This is a genomic window from Sphingobium sp. EM0848 (assembly GCF_013375555.1).
GTDB lineage: Bacteria > Pseudomonadota > Alphaproteobacteria > Sphingomonadales > Sphingomonadaceae > Sphingobium.
The window spans coordinates 2,747,501-2,771,558 of record NZ_JABXWB010000001.1; the positions used below are offsets into that span (position 1 = coordinate 2,747,501).

The 24,058-nt window shown below is 64.2% G+C and carries 19 protein-coding genes, 1 tRNA gene and 2 rRNA genes (1 of these 22 only partly in view); 13 read left to right on the plus strand and 9 right to left on the minus strand.

The features are described 5' to 3' along the window. From HUK73_RS13365 to HUK73_RS13380, 4 genes are all read left to right on the plus strand, one after another. A 23S ribosomal RNA gene (locus HUK73_RS13365) occupies positions 1-2,627 on the plus strand; it begins 164 nt to the left of the window's first position. A 118-nt stretch (positions 2,628-2,745) separates the two neighbouring features. Continuing rightward, positions 2,746-2,860 (plus strand): 5S ribosomal RNA (rrf, locus tag HUK73_RS13370). 65 nt (positions 2,861-2,925) lie between these two features. After that, positions 2,926-3,002, plus strand: a tRNA-Met gene (locus HUK73_RS13375). A gap of 328 nt (positions 3,003-3,330) precedes the next feature. Beyond that, entirely contained in the window at positions 3,331-4,629 is a 1,299-nt protein-coding gene (locus HUK73_RS13380) for an isoprenylcysteine carboxylmethyltransferase family protein (protein WP_176592334.1), read from the plus strand. A 34-nt stretch (positions 4,630-4,663) separates the two neighbouring features. Here the strand turns inward: HUK73_RS13380 and HUK73_RS13385 are convergent, their stop codons facing one another. Both HUK73_RS13385 and HUK73_RS13390 read right to left on the minus strand, forming a co-directional pair. After that, positions 4,664-6,037, minus strand: a complete 1,374-nt coding sequence (locus tag HUK73_RS13385; protein WP_176592335.1) for a glutamate--cysteine ligase — start codon at positions 6,035-6,037, stop codon at positions 4,664-4,666. A gap of 122 nt (positions 6,038-6,159) precedes the next feature. Further along, complete coding sequence (locus HUK73_RS13390) at positions 6,160-6,906, minus strand: 16S rRNA (uracil(1498)-N(3))-methyltransferase (protein ID WP_176592336.1); 747 nt, start codon at positions 6,904-6,906, stop codon at positions 6,160-6,162. Between the two features lie 79 nt (positions 6,907-6,985). Between HUK73_RS13390 and ubiA the strand changes: the two genes are divergently transcribed. Next, positions 6,986-7,888 carry a 4-hydroxybenzoate octaprenyltransferase gene (gene ubiA / locus HUK73_RS13395; RefSeq protein WP_176592337.1) on the plus strand — a complete coding sequence of 301 codons (903 nt, stop codon included), beginning with the start codon at positions 6,986-6,988 and terminating at the stop codon, positions 7,886-7,888. Between the two features lie 15 nt (positions 7,889-7,903). Here ubiA and smc read toward each other — a convergent pair whose 3' ends face one another. The 4 genes from smc to HUK73_RS13415 all read right to left on the minus strand — a co-directional run bounded on the left by smc (position 7,904) and on the right by HUK73_RS13415 (position 13,466). After that, complete coding sequence (gene smc / locus HUK73_RS13400; RefSeq protein WP_176592338.1) at positions 7,904-11,347, minus strand: chromosome segregation protein SMC; 3,444 nt, start codon at positions 11,345-11,347, stop codon at positions 7,904-7,906. 80 nt (positions 11,348-11,427) lie between these two features. Further along, complete coding sequence (locus HUK73_RS13405) at positions 11,428-12,162, minus strand: thioredoxin domain-containing protein (protein ID WP_176592339.1); 735 nt, start codon at positions 12,160-12,162, stop codon at positions 11,428-11,430. A 44-nt stretch (positions 12,163-12,206) separates the two neighbouring features. Then, complete coding sequence (locus HUK73_RS13410) at positions 12,207-12,878, minus strand: thioredoxin domain-containing protein (RefSeq protein ID WP_176592340.1); 672 nt, start codon at positions 12,876-12,878, stop codon at positions 12,207-12,209. A gap of 45 nt (positions 12,879-12,923) precedes the next feature. Then, entirely contained in the window at positions 12,924-13,466 is a 543-nt protein-coding gene (locus HUK73_RS13415) for a DUF721 domain-containing protein (protein WP_176592341.1), read from the minus strand. A gap of 26 nt (positions 13,467-13,492) precedes the next feature. Here HUK73_RS13415 and HUK73_RS13420 point away from each other — a divergent pair, with 26 nt between their 5' ends. Genes HUK73_RS13420 through HUK73_RS13435 form a run of 4 tightly spaced genes read left to right on the plus strand, consistent with a single transcriptional unit; the run spans position 13,493 to position 17,641 of the window. Further along, the gene (locus HUK73_RS13420) at positions 13,493-14,563 is read left to right on the plus strand and encodes an A/G-specific adenine glycosylase (protein ID WP_176592342.1); all 1,071 of its coding nucleotides are present in this window, start codon (positions 13,493-13,495) and stop codon (positions 14,561-14,563) included. Further along, positions 14,550-15,470 carry an NAD(+) diphosphatase gene (nudC, locus tag HUK73_RS13425; RefSeq protein WP_176592343.1) on the plus strand — a complete coding sequence of 307 codons (921 nt, stop codon included), beginning with the start codon at positions 14,550-14,552 and terminating at the stop codon, positions 15,468-15,470. Before HUK73_RS13420 ends, nudC begins: the two co-directional genes overlap by 14 nt. Before the next feature lie 40 nt (positions 15,471-15,510). After that, positions 15,511-16,857, plus strand: a complete 1,347-nt coding sequence (locus HUK73_RS13430; RefSeq protein ID WP_176592344.1) for a TldD/PmbA family protein — start codon at positions 15,511-15,513, stop codon at positions 16,855-16,857. Next, positions 16,844-17,641 (plus strand): inositol monophosphatase family protein, encoded by a 798-nt coding sequence (locus tag HUK73_RS13435; protein ID WP_176592345.1) that lies wholly within the window; start codon positions 16,844-16,846, stop codon positions 17,639-17,641. The genes HUK73_RS13430 and HUK73_RS13435 overlap by 14 nt, the downstream gene beginning before the upstream one ends. Here HUK73_RS13435 and HUK73_RS13440 read toward each other — a convergent pair. Next, entirely contained in the window at positions 17,638-18,351 is a 714-nt protein-coding gene (locus tag HUK73_RS13440) for a GDSL-type esterase/lipase family protein (RefSeq protein ID WP_176592346.1), read from the minus strand. The two genes, HUK73_RS13435 and HUK73_RS13440, sit on opposite strands and share 4 nt — an antisense overlap. A gap of 119 nt (positions 18,352-18,470) precedes the next feature. Here HUK73_RS13440 and HUK73_RS13445 point away from each other — a divergent pair, with 119 nt between their 5' ends. Then, entirely contained in the window at positions 18,471-19,427 is a 957-nt protein-coding gene (locus tag HUK73_RS13445; protein WP_176592347.1) for an acyltransferase, read from the plus strand. A gap of 7 nt (positions 19,428-19,434) precedes the next feature. On the opposite strand, the gene HUK73_RS13450 is transcribed toward HUK73_RS13445, so the two are convergent. Together HUK73_RS13450 and purD are read right to left on the minus strand one after the other, a co-directional pair. Next, a complete protein-coding gene (locus HUK73_RS13450) occupies positions 19,435-19,956 on the minus strand; it encodes a hypothetical protein (protein WP_176592348.1) in 522 nt (173 codons plus the stop codon). A gap of 63 nt (positions 19,957-20,019) precedes the next feature. Next, entirely contained in the window at positions 20,020-21,303 is a 1,284-nt protein-coding gene (gene purD, locus HUK73_RS13455) for a phosphoribosylamine--glycine ligase (protein WP_176592349.1), read from the minus strand. Positions 21,304-21,310: 7 nt separating this feature from the next. Here purD and xseA point away from each other — a divergent pair, with 7 nt between their 5' ends. The 3 genes from xseA to HUK73_RS13470 are packed head-to-tail and all read left to right on the plus strand — an operon-like array spanning position 21,311 to position 23,886. Then, positions 21,311-22,807, plus strand: coding sequence for an exodeoxyribonuclease VII large subunit (xseA, locus tag HUK73_RS13460; RefSeq protein WP_176592350.1), 1,497 nt, complete (start codon positions 21,311-21,313; stop codon positions 22,805-22,807). A gap of 32 nt (positions 22,808-22,839) precedes the next feature. Continuing rightward, positions 22,840-23,049: a DUF2093 domain-containing protein gene (locus HUK73_RS13465; protein ID WP_176592351.1), complete on the plus strand. Its 210-nt coding sequence runs from the start codon at positions 22,840-22,842 to the stop codon at positions 23,047-23,049. Then, complete coding sequence (locus tag HUK73_RS13470; RefSeq protein ID WP_176592352.1) at positions 23,050-23,886, plus strand: M23 family metallopeptidase; 837 nt, start codon at positions 23,050-23,052, stop codon at positions 23,884-23,886. The last annotated feature ends 172 nt before the right edge of the window (positions 23,887-24,058 follow it).

Consider the following 24,058-nt stretch of genomic DNA (forward strand, 5'->3'; position numbering starts at 1 on the left):
GCGAGGGTTTATCGGGACAGGTATCTCTTAGCTGAATAAAATAGGCTTCGAGAGGCGAACCCGGGGAACTGAAACATCTCAGTACCCGGAGGAAAAGACATCAACCGAGATTCCGTTAGTAGTGGCGAGCGAACGCGGACCAGGCCAGTGCCTGGTGCTTAATTAGCAGAACGATCTGGAAAGTTCGGCCATAGCGGGTGATAGCCCCGTATGCGAAAATGAAGCATCAGGACTTGAGTAGGGCGGAGCACGTGAAACTCTGTCTGAACATGGGGGGACCACCCTCCAAGCCTAAATACTCGTACATGACCGATAGCGAACCAGTACCGTGAGGGAAAGGTGAAAAGCACCCCGATGAGGGGAGTGAAACAGTACCTGAAACCGGATGCCTACAAGCAGTGGGAGGGTCCTTGAGACCTGACCGCGTACCTCTTGCATAATGGGTCTGTGACTTAGTGTATCATGCAAGCTTAAGCCGTTAGGTGTAGGCGCAGCGAAAGCGAGTCTGAATAGGGCGACAGAGTATGATGCATTAGACCCGAAACCCGGCGATCTAGGCATGACCAGGTTGAAGGTGCGGTAACACGCACTGGAGGACCGAACCGTTTAATGTTGAAAAATTATCGGATGAGTTGTGTTTAGGGGTGAAAGGCCAATCAAGCCGGGAAATAGCTGGTTCTCCGCGAAATCTATTGAGGTAGAGCGTCGGATGATTGCCGTTGGGGGTAGAGCACTGGATGGTTGCGGGGGTCGCGAGATCTACCAATACTAACCAAACTCCGAATACCAACGAGTCTAGTCCGGCAGACAGACGGCGGGTGCTAAGGTCCGTCGTCAAAAGGGAAACAGCCCTAACCTACAGCTAAGGTCCCCAAGTCACGTCTAAGTGGGAAAGCATGTGGGATTTCCAAAACAACCAGGAGGTTGGCTTAGAAGCAGCCATCCTTTAAAGAAAGCGTAACAGCTCACTGGTCTAAATAAGAGATCCTGCGGCGAAGATGTAACGGGGCTCAAGACGTGCACCGAAGCTTAGGGTTCAGCGTAAGCTGAGCGGTAGCGGAGCGTTCCGTAGGCCGTTGAAGCGATCTGGTAATGGGTCGTGGAGGTATCGGAAGTGCGAATGCAGACATGAGTAGCGATTAACAGTGTGAGATGCACTGTCGCCGAAATTCCAAGGGTTCCTGCTTAAAGCTAATCTGAGCAGGGTAAGCCGGCCCCTAAGACGAGCCCGAAGGGGGTAGTCGATGGGAACCACGTTAATATTCGTGGGCCTGGAGGTGTGTGACGGATGGCGTAACTTGTCTGGCCTTATTGGATTGGTCCAGGCAGGGAAGTTGTCCCAGGAAATAGCCCCTCCGTATAGACCGTACCCTAAACCGACACAGGTGGAATGGTAGAGTATACCAAGGCGTTTGAGAGAAGTATCCTGAAGGAACTCGGCAAATTGCCTCCGTACCTTCGGAAGAAGGAGGCCCCACATGAAGGCAACTTTTTGTGGGGGGCACAGGCCAGGGGGTAGCGACTGTTTAGCAAAAACACAGGGCTCTGCTAAGTCGGCTTCAAGACGACGTATAGGGCCTGACGCCTGCCCGGTGCCTGAAGGTTAAGAGGAGGAGTGCAAGCTCTGAATTGAAGCCCAGGTAAACGGCGGCCGTAACTATAACGGTCCTAAGGTAGCGAAATTCCTTGTCGGGTAAGTTCCGACCTGCACGAATGGCGTAACGACTTCCCCACTGTCTCCAGGATATGCTCAGCGAAATTGAATTCTCCGTGAAGATGCGGAGTACCCGCGGTTAGACGGAAAGACCCCGTGCACCTTTACTGCAGCTTCAGAGTGGCATTAGGAAAGAACTGTGTAGCATAGGTGGGAGGCTTTGAAGCTTGGGCGCCAGCCCAAGTGGAGCCATAGGTGAAATACCACCCTGTTGTTTTCTGATGTCTAACCTCGCACCGTTATCCGGTGCAGGGACCCTCTGTGGCGGGTAGTTTGACTGGGGCGGTCGCCTCCTAAAGAGTAACGGAGGCGCGCGATGGTGGGCTCAGGACGGTTGGAAACCGTCTGTTAGAGTGCAATGGCATAAGCCCGCCTGACTGCGAGACTGACAAGTCGAGCAGAGACGAAAGTCGGTCATAGTGATCCGGTGGTCCCTCGTGGAAGGGCCATCGCTCAACGGATAAAAGGTACGCCGGGGATAACAGGCTGATGATTCCCAAGAGCTCATATCGACGGAATCGTTTGGCACCTCGATGTCGGCTCATCACATCCTGGGGCTGGAGCAGGTCCCAAGGGTTTGGCTGTTCGCCAATTAAAGTGGTACGTGAGCTGGGTTCAGAACGTCGCGAGACAGTTTGGTCCCTATCTGCCGTGGGCGTCGAAATTTGAGAGGAGTTGACCCTAGTACGAGAGGACCGGGTTGAACATGCCTCTGGTGTACCTGTCGTCCTGCCAAGGGCGCAGCAGGGTAGCTATGCATGGACGGGATAACCGCTGAAAGCATCTAAGCGGGAAGCCTCCCTCAAGATAAGATTTCTTCGAGCGGTCGTAGACCACGACCTTGATAGGCCGGATGTAGAAGTGTGGTAACATATGGAGCTAACCGGTCCTAATTGCTCTGATCGCGCCTGAGAGTCCCACCATCAATGACAACACTGGATACCCCAGCGTCAGACGATGTGGTGATAACCCAGACCAGATACGAATTTGCACGGAAACATCGATTGAAACCCAAAGCGCAAGCTTCATTGCTTGGTGACCATAGCGTCTGTGACCCACCCGATCCCATCCCGAACTCGGCCGTGAAACCAGTCTGCGCCGATGGTACTGTGGCTCAAGCCCCGGAAGAGTAGGGCGTCGCCAGGCATTGCAGCTCGCGCTTTGATACAAATACCCATCACAACATTTGCGACCTCCGGTCACGCCTTTGGCGCGGGATGGAGCAGCCCGGTAGCTCGTCAGGCTCATAACCTGAAGGTCGTAGGTTCAAATCCTACTCCCGCAACCATAGGTCGCCTTCCTTTCATTATCATAGCCGCCTCAGCAGTCAGGCGATTTGCCCCCATGATCTCTCAGATCATTGGGCTGCGTTCGTTTCGCCGGATTGCATTTTGTCCTGCCATCTCGTCAGGTTCATAAGCTGAAGGTCGCAGGTTCAAACCCTGCCCCCCGCAACCAGATCCAGCCCGCATTCAACCGCCGTGGCCAAGGCTATCGCTTCCACACCTATTCCGGTCAGTAGACGCCATATGGGCTATCCGCTGCACATCCGCGCTACAATTCCCTAAACATCGACCTTCACGGCTTGCTTACCATTCATTGCTAGGCCCGGCAGCATGAGCAAAAATGCCGATCCTTGCCCCAAATCCGCTGTCAGTCATGGCGTTGGTATCGCCGGGCTTGTCGGGCTGGCGCTTTGGACCTTGGTCGCACGGCATTATGGCATGAATGGGCCTAATGCAGGTTTTGCCGCCGTGATCGCCTGTGGCGTGCCGATGCTGTTGTGGTCGCTGCTTGTCGATAAGGTTCATAGAAATACGTCGACCGGCATCGACTGGCATGCGCCCATAAGAGCCTGGCGCTCGGTGCTGGATATCAGCTTGGTGAAGATCGCTGGGCTTTGGGCGACCTGGCTCGCCATGGCCGTCTTTTACTGCGTTGCCCGTTGGTATTGGAGCGGGAATTATCATTATTCGATGGCCTTGTTCATCACTGTGGCTCCCTGGTTGCTGCTGACATCGGTGCCCTATGTGATCTGGCTCGATCAGCGGCTGACAGAACCCAGGGACGCGACCTATGCCTTCGGGCAGTGGGTGATTGGCGGGGTCGCCGGTGTGCCGGACAGGACCGAGGTCGCCCATCATGCGCGGGCCTGGGCGGTGAAGGGATTTTTCCTCGCCTTCATGCTGTCGATCGTGCCTGGCAATTTCGCCAGTGTCGTTGAGTGGCGGATCGAGGATGCCTTGCGCGGTCCGGTTGCTCTGGCCGGATTCCTGATTGCAATCATGTTCATGATCGATGTCTGCATGGCGACCGTGGGCTACATGCTGACGATGAGGCCGCTGGATTCACATATCCGCACGGCCAATCCGTTGCTGGCCGCCTGGGTGGCCGCATTGATCTGTTATCCGCCATTCGTGCTCATGGGGAATGGTGGGCCGCTGGATTATCATGCGGGCGGTGCTGAGTGGGATTATTGGACGCAGGGGCATGTGCCGTTGCAATGGCTGCTCGGAGGAGTGTTGGTGCTGCTGACCGGCATCTATGCCTGGGCGACGGTGGCTTTTGGACTCCGTTTTTCGAACCTGACCCATCGCGGGATTTTGACCCATGGTCCTTATCGCTGGACACGGCATCCGGCCTATCTGTCGAAGAATTTGTTCTGGTGGTTTTCCGCGCTGCCATTTCTGAGCGTGTCGGGAAGTTTGACCGATATCGTGCGCAACTGTGCGATGTTGGCGATGACCAATGCGGTTTATTACTGGCGCGCCAAGACCGAGGAAGCCCATTTGCAGGCTGACCCGGATTACCGGGCCTATAGCGACTGGATGGAGCGCAATGGCTTGGTGCCGCGCTTCTTTGCCCGGTTAACAGGACGCAGGCCACAACCGAATGTGGTGCAGCCGGCGGAGTGAGGGTAACTTCTCCATCCGGCCGCAACCTTCTCCATCAAAAGCTTTCTTCGGCGTAGATGTGACTCAAATCGCCTTGCCATTCCCCATGATAGCGGGCGAGCAGCCGTTCCGCATGGGTCTGGCCTGACGCGACGATCTCATCCAGGGGAGCGAGATAGCCGGTCTCATTGTCGCCCGACGCGTTGAGCCGGGCGCGGGCGGAAAGGCCGCTACGGGCGATTTCCAGCACTTCGCCAGCGATATCCCGCAGCTTGCGATCGCCCGCAACAGGTGCGTCCAGAGCCAGTTTCGGCACGGAATCGCGCAGGACCTGCCGCTCCTCCATGCTCCAGTCCTTCACGAGATCCCAGGCAGCGTCCAGCGCGCCTTCATCATAGAGCAGGCCGACCCAGAAGGCCGGAAGCGCGCAAATGCGGTTCCACGGCCCGCCATCGGCACCGCGCATTTCGAGGAAGCTCTTCATCCGCACTTCGGGGAAGGCGGTGGAGAGATGATCCTCCCAATCCTTTTCGGTCGGCTTTTCGCCGGGCAAAGCGGGCAGTCGGCCGTTGAGGAAGTCGCGGAAACTTTGCCCGGCGGCGTCGATATAGCGGCCGTCGCGATAGACGAAATACATCGGCACATCGAGCGCATAGTCGGCATAGCGTTCATAGCCGAAGCCGTCCTCGAACACGAAGGGCAGCATGCCGGTACGGCCGGGGTCGGTATCCGACCAGATATGGCTGCGATAGGACAGATAGCCGTTGGGCTTGCCGTCGGTGAAGGGGGAATTGGCGAAGAGCGCCGTCGCCAGCGGCTGCAGGGCGAGGGAGACGCGGAACTTCTTCACCATGTCCGCCTCGCTGCCATAGTCGAGGTTGGTCTGGATGGTGCAGGTCCGCAGCATCATGTCGAGGCCCAGCGTCCCCACGCGCGGCATGTGCCGCAGCATGATGTCGTACCGGCCCTTGGGCATGATGGGCAGCTCTTCGCGGCTCTTGTCCGGCCACATGCCCAGGCCCAGAAAGCCCAGGCCCAGCATGTCGCCGACATATTTCACCTGCTCCAGATGCCGGCTGGTTTCCGCGCAGGTCTGGTGCAGGTTCTCGAGCGGCGCGCCGGACAGTTCGAGCTGGCCCGCCGGTTCCAGGCTGACCGTGCCGTCGGTGCCGGACAGGGCGATGATATTCTCCCCCTCGAACACCGGATTCCAGCCATAGCGGGTGAGCCCGATCAGCAGCGTATGAATGCCGCCACGCTCATCATAAGAGGGCGCGTGATGATCCTTGCGGTTGTAGACGAATTTTTCGTGTTCCGTACCGATCCGCCAGCGATCCTTGGGCTTGGCGCCCTTGGCAAAGGCCGCGATCAACTGCTCGCGGCTCTCGATGATGGGATCATTGCCCCCTGAGTCGGTTCTGGTGCTCATGCCCCGCCTTAATCTATCCCCCTGATGCGTCAAACGCGCAACGTTCGGCGCACAGATAAGCTGCGTCTATGACAGCTTCAATCCGGTTGCGGAGGAAAACTGTATGAAACTTGTCTTGCCTCTCAGCGCCAATCGCCGTTGATCGTCATCCAGGCCGTGGTGGCGGCGATGGCGGCGGTTTCGGCGCGCAGGATGCGGGGGCCGAGCGAGATGGGCACGGCTTTCGCCTGCGCGCGGATGGCTTCGCGCTCCACGGGATCGAAGCCGCCTTCGGGTCCGATGAGGAAAGCCGCCGGGCCGGGATGGGCTTTCAGCGTATCCGCAAGGGGGGCGCCGCCCGTTTCGTCGGCGAAGAAGAGCCAGCGATCCTCCGGCCAATCCCTGAGCAGGGCGTCGAGCTTCATCATCTCGCCAAGCTCTGGCAGCGCCGTGCGCCCGCATTGCTCGGCGGCCTCGACCAGATGGGCGTGGAGGCGGTCGAGGTTGAGCTTGTCCACCACTGCGCGGCGGGTGAGCACGGGTTGCAGCCGCGCCACGCCCAGTTCGCAGGCCTTTTCCGCGATCAGGTCGATCCGGCCCTTCTTGATGGGGGCGCAGCACAGCCAGAAATCCGGGACATCCTCGGGCGCTTTGGTCTGGCTGACGACTTCCAGAATCAGGTCGCGCTTGCGGATGTCCCGCGCCCTGGCGGCCCATTCGCCCGATCGGCCGTCGAAGAGCAGCACGATATCGTCCGGCTTCACCCGCATGACGCTGATGAGATAATGGGCCGGGTTGCCGTCGACCGGCACGGCGACGCCCTCGCCCAATGGGGTTTCGACATGAAGGCGCGGGGCGCTCTGCGGTGGCCAGGCGGGGGTTGCGGTCATTTTGTCTCTTTGCTTGTGGTTGCCCCGTTCTAAAGAGAAGGGGAGGGCTTCGACAAGCTTTGGCCCGAACGGAGTGGTGGTGAATCAGACGATAGTTCCCGACAGCGAAGCGCGCGGTCTGGTCGCGCGCCTGCCGGATGTTCCGCGTGCATTGGCCCTGCTGGCGCGTTTCGACCGGCCCATCGGCTGGTGGCTGCTGTTCTGGCCGGGTGCCTGGGCAGTGGTGCTGGCGGGCGGCGTGCGTGCGCACTGGCCGCTGATCCTGTGGCTGCTGCTGGGCAGTATCGCCATGCGTGGGGCAGGGTGCGTCTTCAACGATATCGTCGACCGCGACCTTGACCGGCAGGTGGCGCGCACGGCTTCGCGTCCGCTGGCGAGCGGGGCGGTCTCGCTCAGGACCGCCTGGATCTGGCTGGTGTCGCTCTGTCTGGTCGGGCTGGTGGTGCTGCTGCAATTGCATCTTTACGCGCAGATCGTGGCGCTGGGATCGCTGGCGCTGGTGGCGGCCTATCCCTTCATGAAGCGGATTACCGGATGGCCGCAGCTTTGGCTGGGGTTGGTCTTTTCCTGGGCGGCTCTGGTCGGATGGAGTGAAGTCGCCGGTGCGCTGACCGTGGCGGGGTTGCTGCTCTATGGCGGCTGCATCTTCTGGGTGGTGGGCTATGACACCATTTACGCGCTTCAGGACCGGGAGGACGATGCGCTGATCGGTATCGGGTCCAGCGCCCTTTCCATGGGCCGGCATGTGCGGAGCGGGGTGATGCTCTGCTATGGGCTGGCGCTTGCGCTGTGGGCGGCGGCGATCTGGCAGGTCCGACCGCAGGGACTGGCGCTGGCGGCGCTGTTGCCGATGGCGGCGCATCTGTTCTGGCAGGTGGCGGCGCTCAAGGAGGATGGCGTCGATCCTCTCACCAAGTTCCGGTCCAATCGTTTTGCCGGGCTGCTGATGTTCCTGTGCTGCCTCGTGGTAGGCAGCGCGTGACGGAGGGAAGCGGGCCTATTCCGCGGCGAGCAGGGCTTCCGCGCCGCCCAGATTGACCGAAACCAGGCGGCTGACCCCCCGTTCGACCATGGTGACGCCGAACAGGCGGTGCATCCGCGCCATGGTCACGGCATTGTGGCTGACGATCAGATAGCGTGTGTCGGTCTGCCCCACCATCGCGTCGAGCAGATCGCAGAAACGCTCCACATTGGCGTCGTCCAGCGGCGCGTCGACTTCGTCCAGCACGCAGATCGGCGCCGGATTCGTCAGAAACAGCCCGAAGATCAGGGCGACGGCGGTGAGCGCCTGTTCGCCGCCCGACAGCAGGGTGAGCGCGGCGAGTTTCTTGCCCGGCGGCTGGGCCATGATTTCCAGCCCAGCCTCCAGCGGATCGTCGCTGTCGATCAGTTCCAGATGCGCCTGACCGCCGTTGAAGAGCGTGGTGAAGAGGCGGCGGAAATGGCCGTCCACCGCCTCGAACGCGGCGAGCAGGCGCTGGCGGCCCTCGCGGTTGAGGCTGCCGATCGATCCGCGCAGGCGGTTGATCGCCTGCGTCAGTTCCTCGCTTTCGGCGCGGCTGTTCGCCTGGGTGGCTTCCAGTTCCTCCAGTTCCTGCGCGGCGACAAGGTTGACCGGGCCGATGCGCTCGCGCTCGGTGGAGAGGCGGTCATGCTCACCCTGCTCGGTCTGCGCGATGCGGATTTCCGCGCTGGGAAAGCCCAGTTTTTCGGGCAGGACTGGGGGCGGGCATTCGAAGCGCTCCCCCGACAGGCGGTTGGTTTCGACGCGCTTTTCATCCGCCGCCTCGGCGCGGGCGACGGCGGTGGCGCGGGCTTCGCGGCATCCGGCGAGGGTTTCACCTGCCTGAGAAGCACGCTGCTCGGCGGCGCGCAGGGCGATGTCGGCGTCACTTTCCTCGCGCCGGGCAGTGTCGGCGGCCTCCGTCAGCGCGTTGCCCTGTTCGCTGAGCGTCGCGATCGTGGCAGCGAGGCTGTCGGGTTGGTCCGCGATTTCGGTGCGCTCTTTCGCGATGGCTTCGCTGCGCTCGACCATGGCGGCGATGCGCTTGGCCGCTTCGCCCGCGCGGGCGCGCCAGCCCTTGGCCTCGGCGTCGGCGGCGGCCATACGTTCCCGGTCGCTGCCGAGTGCCCGGTCGGCCAGCGCCTGATCGGCCTGAAGCTGACTGACGGTCAGGCGGGCCTTTTCGCTTGCCTGCTGCAATGTGGTGACGAGGGCACGGGTTTCCTCACCATCCGGCACGGCGATGCGGGCGGCTTGCGCCTTTTCATGTTCCGCCGTGGCAGAGCTGAGGTCGGCGCGTGCTTCGGTGAGGCGTTCTTCCACGGCTTCACGGCGGCCAGTCAGGCGTTCGAGCGCGGTGGCGGCTTCGTCGGCGGCGCGGAGCGCGGAGCGCAGGCGCTGATCGGCGCTGGAAAGCTGGGTGCGGCCGGTGGCCAAAGTCTGGGCGGCGTCGCGTTCTTGCGCGGCGGCCGAATCCTGCGCTGCGCGGGCGGTTTCGACCTCCGCGTCGGCAGCGGGGCGGGCGGCGGCAATGGCTTCGAGGCGGTTGAGGCGGATCAGCCGTTCGGCGGCGGCCGCGCCGCCCTCGATCGCCACATAGCCATCCCAGCGGCGAAGTTGACCGTCTGTGGTGACAAGGCGTTGGCCGACCGCGAGGGGCTGGCCTTCGTCACTGTCCGCGACCGCCACCTGCGACAGGCGGCGGGCCAGTTCTGGCGGCGCGGTCACATGGGCTGACAGGGCCGTGCAGCCTTCGGGCAGTTTCGGGTCGCTGTCGAGCGGCGCGGCGCCGGCCCAGCGGCGCTTGCCTTCGGTGGCGATGGGGGCTTCCAGATCGTCGCCCAGAGCGGCGGCCAGCGCCCGTTCATAGCCGGGGGCGGCCTTCAACCGGTCGAGCGCCCGGCTGCGGTTGTTGGTGCCGCTGTCGACGGCCCTTTTCAGGGCAGCGGCTTCGCTGTCGAGCGCGGCGAGCGCGGCGCGGGCGGAGGCGAGGGCGGCTTCGGCGCTGGCGCGGGTTTCGGCGGCTTCGGCGCGATCGGTTTCGGCGGAGCGGATCGCGGCTTCGGCGGCGTCGCGGTCGGCGCCTGCCTGTTGCTGGGCGGAGAGAGCCTCGGCGCGTCTGGCCTCCAATGGAGCGGCGTCGGGCAGGGCAGCGGCTTCGGCTTCAAGCCGCTGCGCCTCGCGGGTCGCGCGGTCGAGCCGGTTGCGCGTGGCGGCAAGGGCCGCTTCGGCCACGCGCAATTCGGCCTGCTCACCCGCCTGCTTGGCCATGGCCTTGGCGAGATCGAGTTCGGCGTCGCGGGCGGCATCCTCGGCGCGGGCGATGCGGCCCGCGAAATCGGGGCGCATTGCTTCGGTTTCGGCGATACGGGCTTTCAGCCTGGCGATTTCGTCGGTCAGGCGGGCAATCGCCTGCGCCGCGTCATTGGCGAGCGTGCCTTCGCGCTCCCGGTCTTCCTCCAGCCTGTCGGTCTGCTGCGCCAGATCGTGCAGGCGGCGAACCACCCCATCGCGCTCGGTGCGCAGGACGGCGAGTTTGTGCCCCGCTTCGCTGGCGGCGTCGCGGGCGGTCTGGGCGGCGACGCGTTTTTGGGCGAGGGCTTCAACGGCGGCATTGGCGTGGACGGCTGCGGCCTGCTGCGCCTCCTGCGCGGCGATGACGGCGGTTTCGGCCTGCTTCGCCTCGGCCCGGGCGGCGTCGGCACTGGCGGCGGCCTCACGCCAGCGGGCGAAGATCACGCGGGCCTCGGCTATGCGGATCTGCTCGGACAGGCGGATATAGCGTTCCGCCGCCTTGGCCTGACGGCGCAGGTTGTTGGCGCGGGCGTCCATGTCGGAGAGGATTTCGTCGAGCCGCGTCAGATTGGTTTCGGCGGCGCGCAGCTTCTGCTCGGCATCCTTGCGGCGGACATGGAGACCGGAAATGCCTGCCGCCTCCTCCAGCATGGCGCGGCGCTCCTGCGGGCGGGCGGCGATGACGGCGGCGATGCGGCCCTGACTGACCAAAGCCGGGCTGTGCGGACCAGTGGCGGCGTCGGCGAAGATCAGCGAGACATCCTTGGCGCGGACGTCGCGGCCATTGGCGCGATAGGCGCTGCCTGCGCCGCGCTCGATCCGGCGGGTGACTTCCAGCTCGCCGTCGGAGCCGACCTCCACCGCATTGAACAGTTCGCCCTGTTCCTGGATCGTCAGCAACGAAACTTCGGCAAAATCGCGTTGGGGGCGGGTGGAGGTGCCCGCGAAGATCACATCCTCCATGCCGCCGCCGCGCATCGACTTGGCGCTGGATTCACCCATGACCCAACGGATCGCTTCGAGCAGGTTCGACTTGCCGCAACCGTTCGGCCCGACAATGCCGGTCAGGCCGGGTTCGATGCGCAACTCCGTCGGGTCGACGAAGCTCTTGAAGCCGGAGAGCTTGAGGCGTTTTATCTGCATGATGCACGGTTGGGGCAGCGCGAAGCCGCCCCGCCCTTAGCGGGAAGCCGCATCGATGATGTCAGCCCCCTTTTTGCCAATCAGATCCCTGCCTGTTTGAGCTTGGGTTTGAGAGCGGACCATGCCGCCGTGTTTTCCACCATCACGCCGTTCAAGATGAAGGTCGGCGTGCCTTCGATCTTATATTGCTGATTGGCCGCTTCCACGCCCTTGGCCAGCTTTTCGGCGGCGGCGGTGTCAGCCAGGCACTGTTTCGCCTGATCTTCCGAAATGCCGCGCTGCTTGGCGAAGTCGATCAGGCCGACGGCAGCGGCGAGCTGACCGAAGCGCTGCGCCGGGGGCGCGCTCATCAACGCCTTATATTTGGCGTCGCCCAGCGCCTGCGCCTTTTCGAACATCGCATTCTGGTTGGCGAAGAACTGTTCCGACAGCGGATAATAAATATCCTTGCCACCACAGCGCGCCAGCAGCGATGTCGCGATGTCGATCGGGTCGCGCACGAAGTTGCGGAATTCGTAGCTCATCTTGCCGCTGTCGACCATCTGCTTGATCTCCTCCGACGATTCAGCGGAGAAATCGCGGCAGTGCGAGCAGGTGTAGGAGCCATATTCGACCAGCTTCACCTTGGCATTGGGGTTGCCCATCACAAACTGCCCTTCGGGCGTCGTGTTGAAGGTGGTCGACCAGGTCGTGCCGGCCGGCGGCGCCACGGCGGCGACCGGCGCGCTGGTGGGCTGGCTGGAACTGTCATTCTTGCCGCAGGAGGCAAGCGTCAGGGAAAGGGCGACAAGGGCAAGTCCGGACAGGGCTTTCACGTTCTTTTGGCTCCGTGGTCGGGCGAGAATGAGACGGGTGTAGATTAGTGTGACACGTCGGGCAATGCGGCCTGAACATGGGTCCAGTCCGAACCGCGAATCAGCGTGCCGTTCAGCGTGAAGCCGGGCGTGCCGGAAATCTGCACCTTGTTCCACGCCTCGTCGGTCATGGCGAGCACCTGCTTCATCGCATTGGCGTCGTTGATGCAGGCGTCGAGTTGGGCAGGCTTGTAGCCGCGCTTGGCCATGAAGGCGTAAAGGCCGGTCTTCTGCCCGATGTCGCGCAGGGCGGCCTTCTGATCGGCGGGCTTGGCCGCGTCCTTGTCATAGGCGACGACCTGTTCCATCCAGCTTTCCTGATTGGCGAACAGCGCCTCATGATTGCCGAAGAAGCGCTTTGGGTCGCCGCAGCGGGCGAGCAGGGCGACGGTCAGGTCATATTTGTCGCGCACCGCGTTGCGGATTTCGACGCTGACCTTGCCGGTCCTGACGTAATTGGCCTTGAGCGGCGCGCTCGCCTCTCCCGTGAAATGGGCGCAGTGCGGGCAGGTGTAGCTGATATATTCAACCAGCTTGCTGGGCGCGGCAGGGTTCCCCAGAATATGGCCGCCCGCAGGGGAGATGGTAACATGGTCGGCCCAATTGACGGCGGGGGCCGCGAGAGCGCCCGCGGGAAGGGCGAGCAAGGCGAGCAGAGCCAGGCGAATTTTCGTCATGCGATGATCCAATGAAGCGCCGCCCCTGCACGGCAATGGGTTGTTTCAACTGATCTTCGGCAAACCGCTCGAATTGGCAAGCCCCTGAGCGAGTGATTCAAGCACGGCGCGCAATTCCGGGTCGCCGATGTCGCGCAGCGAATCGCCCAACTCCATCGGAATGGGCTTCAGGTTGCGCGGCGGCGGGCGCCGTTCGGGTTCCGCCGCGCGGATCATGCCCTGTTTCATCGCGACCTTGGCGACGGCGGCATAGCCGAAGAAGCGGTTCACCCGATCGATGATGTCGGGCAGCACATGCTGGATCATCGGCGCATGGCCGCTCATGACGGTCAGTTGCAGCGTGCCGCCCGCTTTCTTGCCCGCCGGGAAGCGGATCGATTCGGGTTCGCTGATCGCGGCATAATGGGCGCCGACAATTTCCGCCCAGCGGGTGACGATGCTCGACTGCACGAAGCCGAATTTGCGGAAGGCGGCGGCGCCGATGGCCGGCATCAGGTCCGCGATCTGGCGCGGCGCGCCGATGCGCGGGCGTTCTTCCGCCGCTTTCTTGCGGCTTTTCATTTTGGGTGTCGCGGGGCGTTCCGTCATCGGCTTCACCATGGCATAGGGCTGGCATGCGCGTCGAGGGTAACGGAAAGAAAATCGCGGCAGATCTGCTCGCCCACTATGATGTTCATGCGCGCAAGCTGCCATGGCGGGCGCCGCCGGGGGCCAATGCCGCCGACCCCTATCGGGTGTGGTTGTCGGAGGTGATGCTCCAGCAGACGACCGTGGCGGCGGTCGGACCCTATTTCGCGAAATTCACGGAGCGCTGGCCCGATGTGACGGCGCTGGCGGCGGAAGAGGATGCCGAGGTGATGGCCGCCTGGGCGGGGCTTGGCTATTATGCCCGTGCCCGCAATCTGCTCGCTTGCGCGCGGGCGGTGGCGGGGGAGCATGGCGGGACGTTCCCCGATACGGAGGATGGGCTGCGGGCGCTGCCGGGCGTGGGCGCCTATACGGCGGCGGCGGTGGCGGCGATCGCCTTCGGCCGCCGCGCCGTGGTGGTCGACGCCAATGTCGAGCGGGTGGTGGCGCGGCTCTTTGCCATAGCGACGCCTCTGCCCGCGGCGCGCCCGGAAATCCGTGCGGCGACCGACGCCATCACGCCGGATGCCCGCGCCGGGGACTTCGCGCAGGCGATGATGGATCTGGGCGCGACCATCTGCACGCCCCGCAATCCGGCCTGCGGCATCTGCCCCTTGCGGCTGGATTGCGCGGCCTGTGCGACTGCCGATCCGGCGGCTTTCCCGGTCAAGGCGGCGAAGAAAGCCAAGCCGCATCGCCTGGGCCATGGCTGGTGGATCGAGCGGCCGGACGGGCATGTCTGGCTGGTGCGGCGGCCGGACAAGGGCATGTTGGGCGGGATGCGCGCGCTGCCCTCTTCGGACTGGAACGACACGCCTGATGCGACGCCGCCCCTGGCTGCGGGCTGGCGGCGGGTGCCTGATCCGGTGGCGCATGTTTTTACCCATTTCTCCCTCGCATTGACGGTGCACCATGCCCATGTCGGGCAGGACGCGACCCCGCCCGGCGAGGGGGAATGGTGGCCGGTGGCGGAGATCGGAAAGGCGGGCCTGCCAACCCTGTTCGCCCGCGCGGCCGAAGCCGCGATGAAGGAGAGAGTGAACGATGCACGGCCGTAATGTCCCGGATTCGCAGCTATTGGCTTATGTGGGGGGACGGCTGGACCGGGTCGATCACATCCGCACCAATCCCGATCTGCTGGCGCAGGTCTTTGCTTCGCCGCTTGCCCTCCGGGTGGTGCTGGAGGGGCTGGAGCCGGTGGTGGAGGGCGGCCATCTGCTGATGGAGCCGTTGCCGGGCGGCGCCTGGGTGGAACATTATGTGTTGCTCGGCATGGACGAGGGGCAACGCCCGATCTTCGCGGAACTGCTGGCGGATACGCCGGACAGCGCCTTTGCCACGGCGCGCAGCCGGGGTCTGGTGAGCGAGGTGCCGGGCCATGAAGTGGCTCTCTACGGCACGGCGCGCAGCCTGCTGTCCTGGCATGCGCGGCATCGCTTCTGCTCGGTCTGCGGGCAGCGCACCGCGCCGGTCAAGGCGGGCTGGTCGCGCCAGTGCCAGTCCTGCCAGGCCGAGCATTTTCCGCGTGTCGACCCGGTCGTCATCATGCTGGCTGAACATCGCGGGCGCGTACTGCTGGGCCGTCAGCATGGCTGGCCGGCGGGACGTTATTCCGCGCTCGCCGGTTTCGTCGAGCCGGGCGAGGCGCTGGAAGAGGCCGTGGCGCGGGAGATCAAGGAGGAGGCGGGCGTCGCCGTCCATTCGGTGCGCTATGTGATGAGCCAGCCCTGGCCCTTCCCCTCCTCGCTGATGATGGCCTGCACGTCGCAGGCCGATGACGATGCGCTGAAAATCGACGAAACCGAACTGGAACATGCCTTCTGGTGCGATGCCGAGGGCGTTCGCGCCGCGCTGGCGGAGGAGGAGGGCGCGCCCTTCATCGCCCCGCCGCCGATGGCGGTCGCCTGGCACCTTCTCCGCCACTGGCTGGACGGGCAGGTTGCGGGCGGCAACCCAAGCGCGTAAGGCCGCAAGCTTCCGCCCCAGACAGGAATCCGATAAGTCCATGCTCAGCCTCGAAGAAGCCCAGTCTCGCGCGGAGGATCTGGTTGCGGCGGCACGCCGGGCGGGGGCGGATGCGGCCGACGCCATCTACGCCTGCAACGCGTCGACCAATGTGTCGGTGCGGCTGGGCGCGCTGGAAGATGTCGAACGGTCCGAGGGCGAGGAAATCGGCCTGCGCGTCTTCGTCGGCCAGCGGTCCGCCAGCATTTCCGCTTCGGATATGAACCCCGCGACGCTGGCGACGCTGGTGGAGCGCTGCATCGCCATGGCGCGAGAGGCTCCGGAAGATCCATATGCGGGTCTGGCGCCGGAAGACCGGCTGCTCAGGAAGAAGCTGCCTGCGCTCGACCTGGCCGATCCCTTCGAGCCGGAACCGGCGGACCTCAAGGCCCGCGCCATGATCGCCGAAGAGGCTGCGCGGGCGGTAATGGGCGTCACCAACAGCGAAGGCGGCGGTGCGGCGACCGGACGCAGCCAGGTCGCGCTGGCGACCAGCCATGGTTTTGCCGGGGCCTATGCCGGGACCAGCCATTCGACCTGGGTGAGCGTGCTCGCCGGGACCGGGGCCGATATGCAGCGCGACCATGCCAGCCACAGCGTCCGCCATATCGAGGATCTGGACGATGCCGAAGCGGTCGGCACGCGCGCCGGACACCGGGCCGTGGCGCGGCTCAATCCCGTGAAGATGGAAAGCGGCGTCATGCCTGTGATCTTCGACCCGCGCATCGGCGCCAGCCTGATCGGTCATCTGATCGGCGGCATGGTCGGCCCGGCGATTGCGCGCCGGTCGAGTTTCCTGCTGGACTCGCTGGGTGAGAAACTTTTCGACGCCGACATCACCATCATCGACGATCCGCTGCGGCCGCGGGGCTTGCGCTCGCGCCCCTTCGATGGCGAGGGGCTGCCGGTCGAACGCCGCGCGCTGATCGAAGCGGGCGTGCTGACCGGCTGGCTGATGGACAGCGCCTCCGCGCGGCAGCTTGGCCTTGAGCCCACCGGCCATGCCAGCCGGGGTGGCAGCGGAGCGCCAGGCGCGGGCGTCACCAATGTCCATATGGAGCCGGGCACGCTTTCGCCTACGGAACTGACGGCGGACATCCAGCGCGGCCTGTATGTTACCGAGCTGATCGGCATGGGCGTCAATGGCGTCACCGGCGATTACAGCCGGGGCGCGGCGGGCTTCCTGATCGAAAATGGCGCGGCGACGCGGGCGGTGTCGGAAATCACCATCGCCAGCAATCTGAAGGATATGTTCCGTACGCTGGTGCCGGCCAATGATCTGGTCTTCCGCTACGGCATGAACGTGCCGACCCTTCGCGTCGACGGAATGACCATTGCCGGCGGCTGACGTCCCCCTGCGCGACCTGGTGTCGGTCGTGTCGGATGCGGCCGACCGCGCGCTGACGCTCTGGGCGGGCGGGGAAACGCGCGTGCGCCAGTGGGAAAAAATGCCTGGTCATCCGGTGTGCGAGGCTGATCTGGAACTGGATGCCATGCTGCGGGAGCGGCTTTATGCGCTCGATCCGTCGGCGGGCTGGCTGTCGGAAGAAACCGCCGATACCGTGCACCGGCTGGGCCTTCCGCGCGTCTGGGTGGTCGATCCGATCGACGGCACCCGCGATTATCTGCGGGGGAAGCCCGGCTGGGCGGTGTCGGTCGCGCTGGTGGAAAATGGCGCGGTGCGCATGGGCATATTGGCGGCGCCTGCCCGCAACGAGCTGTGGATCGCGCAGGCGGGCGCGGGCGCGACCCGCAATGGGCGCAGGTTGCAGGCGGGTGGCCGCACCATGCTGCCGGGCGCCCGGGTGCCTGCCGATCAGCTTCCCCGTCATGACCGCGATCTGGTGACGGTCGACAAACCCAACAGCATCGCGCTGCGCATGGCGATGGTCGCCGCCGATGAGGCCGATCTGGTTGCCACCGTGCGCTGGGGCAATGAATGGGATGTCGCCGCTGCGGCACTGATCGCGCAGGAAGCAGGCGCCGTCGTCACCGATGCGCTGGGCGACCCCTTTTCCTTCAACCGGCCGCAGCCGACCGCCTTCGGTCTGCTCTGCGCTGCGCCGGGCATTCACGCAGCTGCGGTCGAGCGTTTGGCGCCACGGGCACAGGAAATATTGGGGCGGAGTTAGGGCGCGCAGCGGCGCACGGTTTCGGGCGGCAGGATCTCGTTCAGCCGCTGGCGCACCACGCCGGCCCAGATCCGGTATCCCGCCGGGTTCATATGCACGCCGTCGTGCCGGTAATTGTCACCCAGCTTGCCGTCCTTCAGCAGCGGTGTGGTGATATCCGCATAATAGGCAAGCGGGACATGGGGGATGAGGCGCTGCGCCGCCGCGTTGAACAATTGCTGGTTCGCGAAGCTCGACCGGCGCGTGGGGCTGGGCTTCATCGACAGCACCAGTACCGGCACATCGCTCATGATCCGGCTGCGCGAGTCCAGGAAATGGCCCAGTTCGCGGATCACCGTGCGAACCGGCACGCCATTGGCGATGTCGTTTTCCCCGGCATAGAGGATGATGGCGACCGGCCGGCCGTCTCCCCCGCTATTGGCGAAGCGGGGCAGCAGGTCGGCGAAGGTCGCGTTGTCGATGCCGCGATTATGCGTGATCCAGGGCGCCATGTCGCGGCTGAGGCTGGTCCAGCGGTGCATGGACGAACTGCCGATGAACCAGAGCGAACAGGCGCCTTGACGCGGTTCGTCATCGGGCAGGGTCGCGCTGGCCTGTCGATGATCTTGCACCGCCAGCCAGCCGCCGACGATCAGACAGAAGATCAGGATTGCCATCCCCATCTTGGCAACAGGTGAGGCGTCGAGGCGTTGCAGCAGCGGCGTCTTCATCGAAGGATATAAGTAAAGCTTTTTTCCTGCCTGCAAAGTGGCCTTTTACCCGGTCGCCATTAACGATGCCGCAATCATGTGACGATAACGTTCCAACCTGGGGGTGCTAGGGCAATATCATGGGCAAGAATCCGTCAATCGACCTGCTGAAAGGCGTGTTGATCCTGCTCGTCATGGGCGGGCATGTGATGGAACTGACCGGCGGCCATGATCTGGTGCTATGGGTCGGATCGGGGTTTCGCATGCCGTTGATGGTCGGCATTTCGGGCTATCTGCTCAATGTCACCCGGACCCGCAGCGATTCCGCGTCCAACCTCTTTTCCCGCTACGGGCGACGAATGCTGCTGCCCTGGGCCTTTGCAGGGATCGTCTATATGCTTGCCAGCGGGGAAGCGCTGCGCTGGACCTTGCCTTTTGACCTGCTGTTCCGACCGCCGTTCCATCTCTGGTATGTGCCGACGCTGTTCTTCATGATCATGCTGACGCGGCTGTTGCCCTTCTCCCCGCTGGCGCTGCTGGCGGTGGGCGCGCCCGTCAGCCTCGCCATCATGTACGGCTTCGGTCTTGGCCATGGTCCGGTAGGGGACAGCCTGCTGTCGCTGGACAGTCGATTTCTGCGTTACCCCGTTTATTTCTTCTTCGGCATGATGATGGCGGAACGGCCCATTTCGCGGCGGCATTTGCCCATCGCGGTGATCGTCATGCTGCTGGGTCTCTTCTGGTGGTCGGGCCTGTACGATGCCGACAATGAACTGGCCTTCGTTCCCGCGCGTCTGTTGATGAACCTTGGCCAGATCGCGCTGTTGCCGACGCTATCGGCATGGCGGGCGGATTTCGCGCCGGTCAGCGCGATCGGGCGCGACAGCCTGTTCTTTTATCTCTGGCACCCGATGGTCATGGGCGTGGTCATCATGACGGGGATAGGACCGCTGGCGACGCTGGCGCTGTCGATACTGCTGCTGACCTTTGCCAGCCGACTGACTGCGCGAGGGGCGCTCTTGCCGCTGCTCTTCGGCAGCGTGCCGGAACGGCGGGGGACGAAATCCGCAACCCCCGCCGCAGCCTTAGCGGCCTGACGATGTTTCAGATCTTCCCATATTTCGCTTCGAAGCCGGCAATGTCGCCGGCGGCGAGATATTTCGCCTGATCGACCCACTGGTCGCGCACCGGGCGCCCTTTGAAATTGCCGAGCTTCGCGTCGATCAAGGCGATGTCCGCATCGCTCCATCCGGCAATCTGGGCATAGCGGGTGACGCCCAGTTCGATCAGCAGCATGTTGAGCTTCGGTCCCACGCCTTTCAGCTTCAGGAGATCGTCGGCGCCGTCCACTGTCGCCGTGACTGCTGGAGAAGCTGGGATTGGCTCCGGTGCGGCCGCGATCGGTTGGGCGGGTGCGATTTCAACCGGCTCCGGCGCAGGCGGCGGCGGTGCAGGGGCGGCCGGAGCGGCGACCGGCGGGGCGGCAACCGGGGCGGGTGCCTGCCTTGTCTCCGCGACCGGTGGTTCGGCCGGCCTTTTCCGCCCTGACAGCAGGAAGACGACGCCGATGATGACCAGCAGCGCGATCAGCAACCACAGGCCATAGTCCATGAAGAATTCTTGCATCGATCACCCCTCCCTGTCTGACTTTGCCTTATTTAAGGGTGCTTGCACACGCCAGGCAAGGTATCAGCGCGATGTTTCCTCGCGCGCGACCTCACGCCAACCGATATCGCGGCGGCAAAAGCCGGTCGGGAAGTCGATCGCGTCCACCGCCGCATAGGCGGCCTGTTGCGCGGTCTTCACCGTGTCGCCGGTCGCGGTGACGTTGAGGACACGTCCGCCATTGGCGACGATCGCGCCGTCCTTGTCCGCCGTGCCCGCGTGGAAGACGCGGGCGCCGCTGGCCTCTGCCGCGTCGATGCCGGTGATGGCGCCGCCCTTTTCCGGCGTCCCCGGATAGCCATTCGCCGCCATGACGATGGTCAGCGCGGTGCGGTCCGCCAGTTGCACCGGCCCCTGTTCAGCCAGCCTGCCCTGCGCCACGGCAAGCAGCAGGTCGACCAGATCGCCGTCGAAACGCATCATCAGCACCTGGCATTCCGGATCACCGAAGCGGGCATTATATTCGATCAGCTTCGGGCCTTCGTCGGTCAGCATCAGCCCGGCATAGAGCACGCCGCTATAAGGCATGCCCTCGGCGGCCAGCGTGTCCACGGTCGGACGGATGATCTTCTCGATCACTTCGGCTTCCAGTTCGGGCGTCAGCACCCGCGCCGGGCTATAGGCGCCCATGCCGCCGGTATTCGGGCCGGTGTCGCCGTCGCCGACGCGCTTATGGTCCTGCGCCGAACCGAAGGGCAGGATCGCGCTGCCGTCGGTGAGCGCGAAGAAGCTTGCCTCCTCGCCGCTCATGAACTCTTCCAGCACCACTTCCGCGCCCGCCGCGCCGAAAGCGCCGGAGAACATATCCTCGATCGCCTCGATCGCCTGTTCACGGGTTTCCGCGATGATCACGCCCTTGCCCGCCGCAAGGCCGTCGGCCTTGATCACCACCGGCAGCGCGAAATCGTCGAGCGCGGCGATCGCGCCGTCCTTGCTGTGAACCCGCTCATAGGCGGCGGTGGGGATGTTCGCGCGCTTGCACAGGTCCTTGGTGAAACCCTTGGAGCCTTCCAGCTGCGCCGCCTTCTTGCCGGGACCGAAGACCGGATAGCCCTTGACCCGCAGATTGTCGGCCAGCCCGTCGACCAGCGGCGCTTCCGGGCCGATCACCACCAGGCCGATATTATGGCGCAGACAGAAATCGACCACTGCGCGATGATCCGTGGCATCAAGGTCGACCAGCGTCGCATGCTGGGCTATGCCGGGGTTGCCCGGCGCGGCATAAAGGGTGGTAAGGGCAGGCGATTGCGCCAGCTTCCAAGCCAGAGCATGTTCGCGGCCGCCGCCGCCCAACAGAAGGATGTTCATTTCGCCCATGTCCCCGGAATATGAAGCTGGTTTCGATGTCTCGGGGCGCCTGTTAGCCGAGGAACGCGCAGGGGACAACGCGCCGCCGCTTTCGGTGAGCGAATTGTCGGCCATGTTGAAGCGCACGGTCGAGGACCGTTTCGGCCATGTCCGCCTGCGTGGCGAGATTTCGGGGTTCAAGCGGGCGGCGTCGGGCCACCTCTATCTGGCGCTGAAGGATGACAGCGCGGTGATCGACGGCGTGATGTGGAAGGGGGGCGCCGCCCGCCTGCCCTTCGCGCCGCAGGACGGGGTGGAGGTGATCGCCACCGGCAAGCTCACCACCTATCCCGGCCGTTCCAAATATCAGATGGTGATCGAGCGGATGGAGCTGGCGGGCGAGGGCGCGCTGATGGCCCTGCTCGAAAAGTTGAAGCAGAAGCTCGCCGCCGAGGGTTTGTTCGACCGCGACCGCAAGCGGCGCCTGCCTTTCATGCCGCGCGTCATCGGCGTCGTGACGTCACCCACCGGCGCGGTGATTCGCGACATCCTGCACCGTCTGGAGGACCGCTGCCCGACTCAGGTGCTGCTCTGGCCGGTGCTGGTGCAGGGGCAGGGCGCGGCGGAACAGGTGGCGCGTGCGGTGCGTGGTTTCAGCGCCATGCAGCCGGGCGGTCCCGTGCCCCGGCCCGATCTGGTGATCGTGGCGCGCGGCGGCGGCTCGATCGAGGATCTGTGGAGCTTCAACGAGGAGATCGTCGTCCGAGCGGTGGCGGAATGCACGATCCCGGTCATCTCCGCCGTGGGGCATGAAACGGACACGACGCTGTGCGACTATGCCGCCGACATGCGCGCGCCGACCCCAACCGCTGCGGCGGAAATGGCGGTGCCGGTGCGCGCGGAACTGCTGGCGATGCTGACCGAACAGGGGTTGCGCATGGATCGGGCCGTGCGGCGTGGCGCTGCCCAGGCGCGGGAACGGCTGGAGATGCAGGCGCGGCTCATGCCGACGCCCGATACGCTGCTGGCGCCCCAGCGTCAGCGGCTCGACCAACTGTCCGATGGCCTCGCCAGCGGCTTGCGTCATCGGGTTGCCGATGCCCGCGCCCATCTGGGGCAGGCGAGCGGCGCGCTGCGTCCCGCTCTGCTCCGCCAATATGTCAGCCGCGCCACCGAGCGCGTCGACCGGCTGCGGTTGCGCCCCGATTATCTGGAGCGTGCCTATAAGGATCGCGCGACGGCCTTCGACCGCGTCTCGCGCCTCTTCACCTCGGTCAATCCCGACCTGCCGCTGGCACGGGGTTTCGCGCGGGTGATGGCGGGCGACCGGCTGGTGAAATCCGTGGTGGAGGCGCGGGCGGCGGGGGCCGTCAGCCTGCACTTCCGCGACGGTGCGGTCGGTGCGATCATCGAAGGCGGCACGCCTCTTGAGAAGCCGTCCGCCGAAGCTATATCGACTCCATCCCGCCCTCCCCGCAAGCCGCGTGAGGGCCGGGAAAGCGGGCAGCAGGACCTTTTTTCCTGATGCCGCTTCGTTCAGGAAAGGCCGTTTGATCCATGCTGATGTCCAACCGCGATCGCCCGGCCCGGCTGCATTATATGGCCTATAGTTTCCGTGTCCTTCAGACTGGCGACCATGTCGTCTGCGCCCTCAGCGGGCAGAAGATCCCGCTGGAGGACCTGCGCTACTGGAGCATCGCCCGGCAGGAGCCCTATGCCAGCGCCGAACTCTCCGCCCAGGCCGAACTGAAGGCGCGCGGCCTGTAGATGAAAAGCTGGATCGCCGCCGTTGCGCTGGCGTTGGCCGGTGCGACGGCCGCGCCATCGGCCACGCCGCCTGCCGCCGATATTGTCCTTACCGGCACGCCGACGCAGGGCGGTGTGATGCTTGGCACGGTGCCTGCGGGGACCGTGGAGCTGCTTTTCAACGGCCAAGGCGTGCCGGTAGATGCCGATGGCCGCTTTCTGATCGCCTTCGACCGCGACGCCCTGCCTCAGGCGACCCTGGCCGCGCGCCTCGCCGATGGCCGCACGCTCGACCGGCTACTGACCGTCGCGCCGCGCGCCTGGCGGATCGAGCAGGTCAACGCTCCGCTGCGCCCCACCGGAAGCAGCGAGGCGTTCCTCACCCTGCGCAAGCCTGAACTGGAACAGATCGCCGCCGCCCGCGGCAAGGTGACAGATGCCCAGGGTTGGCGCCAGCGCTTCATCTGGCCGCGCACGGGGCGCATTTCCGGCCTGTTCGGATCGCAGCGCGTCTATCAGGGGCAGCCGGGCGCCTATCATGGCGGCATCGACGTTGCGGGCGCGACAGGCGATCCGGTGGTTGCGCCCGCTGACGGCGTGGTGATCCTGGCCGCCGACCATCCCTTCACGCTGGAAGGCAATCTGTTGATGATCGATCACGGTCATGGTCTCAACAGTGCCTTCCTGCACCTGTCGCGAATAGATGTGATTCCCGGTCAGCATGTGGTTCAGGGACAGCGCATCGGGGCGATAGGCGCCACGGGCAGAGCGACCGGACCGCATCTTCATTGGGGCATGAAGTGGAACGAGGCGCGGATCGACCCTCTTTTGCTTGCGGGAGCGATGTCGCAAAATTGAATTAATATTACATGGAACAATAATTTTATTTGTACGTTGCCGCGACCGGAAATGCGAAAATTTTCCCCGGAAACACAGGGCTGTAACATTATTGTTATATAGCCGTTCAACAATTCCGGCGCGTTTGTTGCATAATTGCTACAGTTTATATCAAATCCGATCTTGTCCTCTC

Bases quoted from the DNA above. Each gene is read 5' to 3' on its own strand.
- HUK73_RS13380 (WP_176592334.1), top strand. From the start codon at position 3,331: ATGAGCAAAAATGCCGATCCTTGCCCCAAATCCGCTGTCAGTCATGGC.
- HUK73_RS13385 (WP_176592335.1), bottom strand. From the start codon at position 6,037: ATGAGCACCAGAACCGACTCAGGGGGCAATGATCCCATCATCGAGAGC.
- HUK73_RS13390 (WP_176592336.1), bottom strand. From the start codon at position 6,906: ATGACCGCAACCCCCGCCTGGCCACCGCAGAGCGCCCCGCGCCTTCAT.
- smc (WP_176592338.1), bottom strand. From the start codon at position 11,347: ATGCAGATAAAACGCCTCAAGCTCTCCGGCTTCAAGAGCTTCGTCGAC.
- HUK73_RS13410 (WP_176592340.1), bottom strand. From the start codon at position 12,878: ATGACGAAAATTCGCCTGGCTCTGCTCGCCTTGCTCGCCCTTCCCGCG.
- HUK73_RS13415 (WP_176592341.1), bottom strand. From the start codon at position 13,466: ATGACGGAACGCCCCGCGACACCCAAAATGAAAAGCCGCAAGAAAGCG.
- HUK73_RS13420 (WP_176592342.1), top strand. From the start codon at position 13,493: ATGCGCGTCGAGGGTAACGGAAAGAAAATCGCGGCAGATCTGCTCGCC.
- nudC (WP_176592343.1), top strand. From the start codon at position 14,550: ATGCACGGCCGTAATGTCCCGGATTCGCAGCTATTGGCTTATGTGGGG.
- HUK73_RS13430 (WP_176592344.1), top strand. From the start codon at position 15,511: ATGCTCAGCCTCGAAGAAGCCCAGTCTCGCGCGGAGGATCTGGTTGCG.
- HUK73_RS13440 (WP_176592346.1), bottom strand. From the start codon at position 18,351: ATGAAGACGCCGCTGCTGCAACGCCTCGACGCCTCACCTGTTGCCAAG.
- HUK73_RS13445 (WP_176592347.1), top strand. From the start codon at position 18,471: ATGGGCAAGAATCCGTCAATCGACCTGCTGAAAGGCGTGTTGATCCTG.
- HUK73_RS13450 (WP_176592348.1), bottom strand. From the start codon at position 19,956: ATGCAAGAATTCTTCATGGACTATGGCCTGTGGTTGCTGATCGCGCTG.
- purD (WP_176592349.1), bottom strand. From the start codon at position 21,303: ATGAACATCCTTCTGTTGGGCGGCGGCGGCCGCGAACATGCTCTGGCT.
- xseA (WP_176592350.1), top strand. From the start codon at position 21,311: ATGTCCCCGGAATATGAAGCTGGTTTCGATGTCTCGGGGCGCCTGTTA.
- HUK73_RS13465 (WP_176592351.1), top strand. From the start codon at position 22,840: ATGCTGATGTCCAACCGCGATCGCCCGGCCCGGCTGCATTATATGGCC.
- HUK73_RS13470 (WP_176592352.1), top strand. From the start codon at position 23,050: ATGAAAAGCTGGATCGCCGCCGTTGCGCTGGCGTTGGCCGGTGCGACG.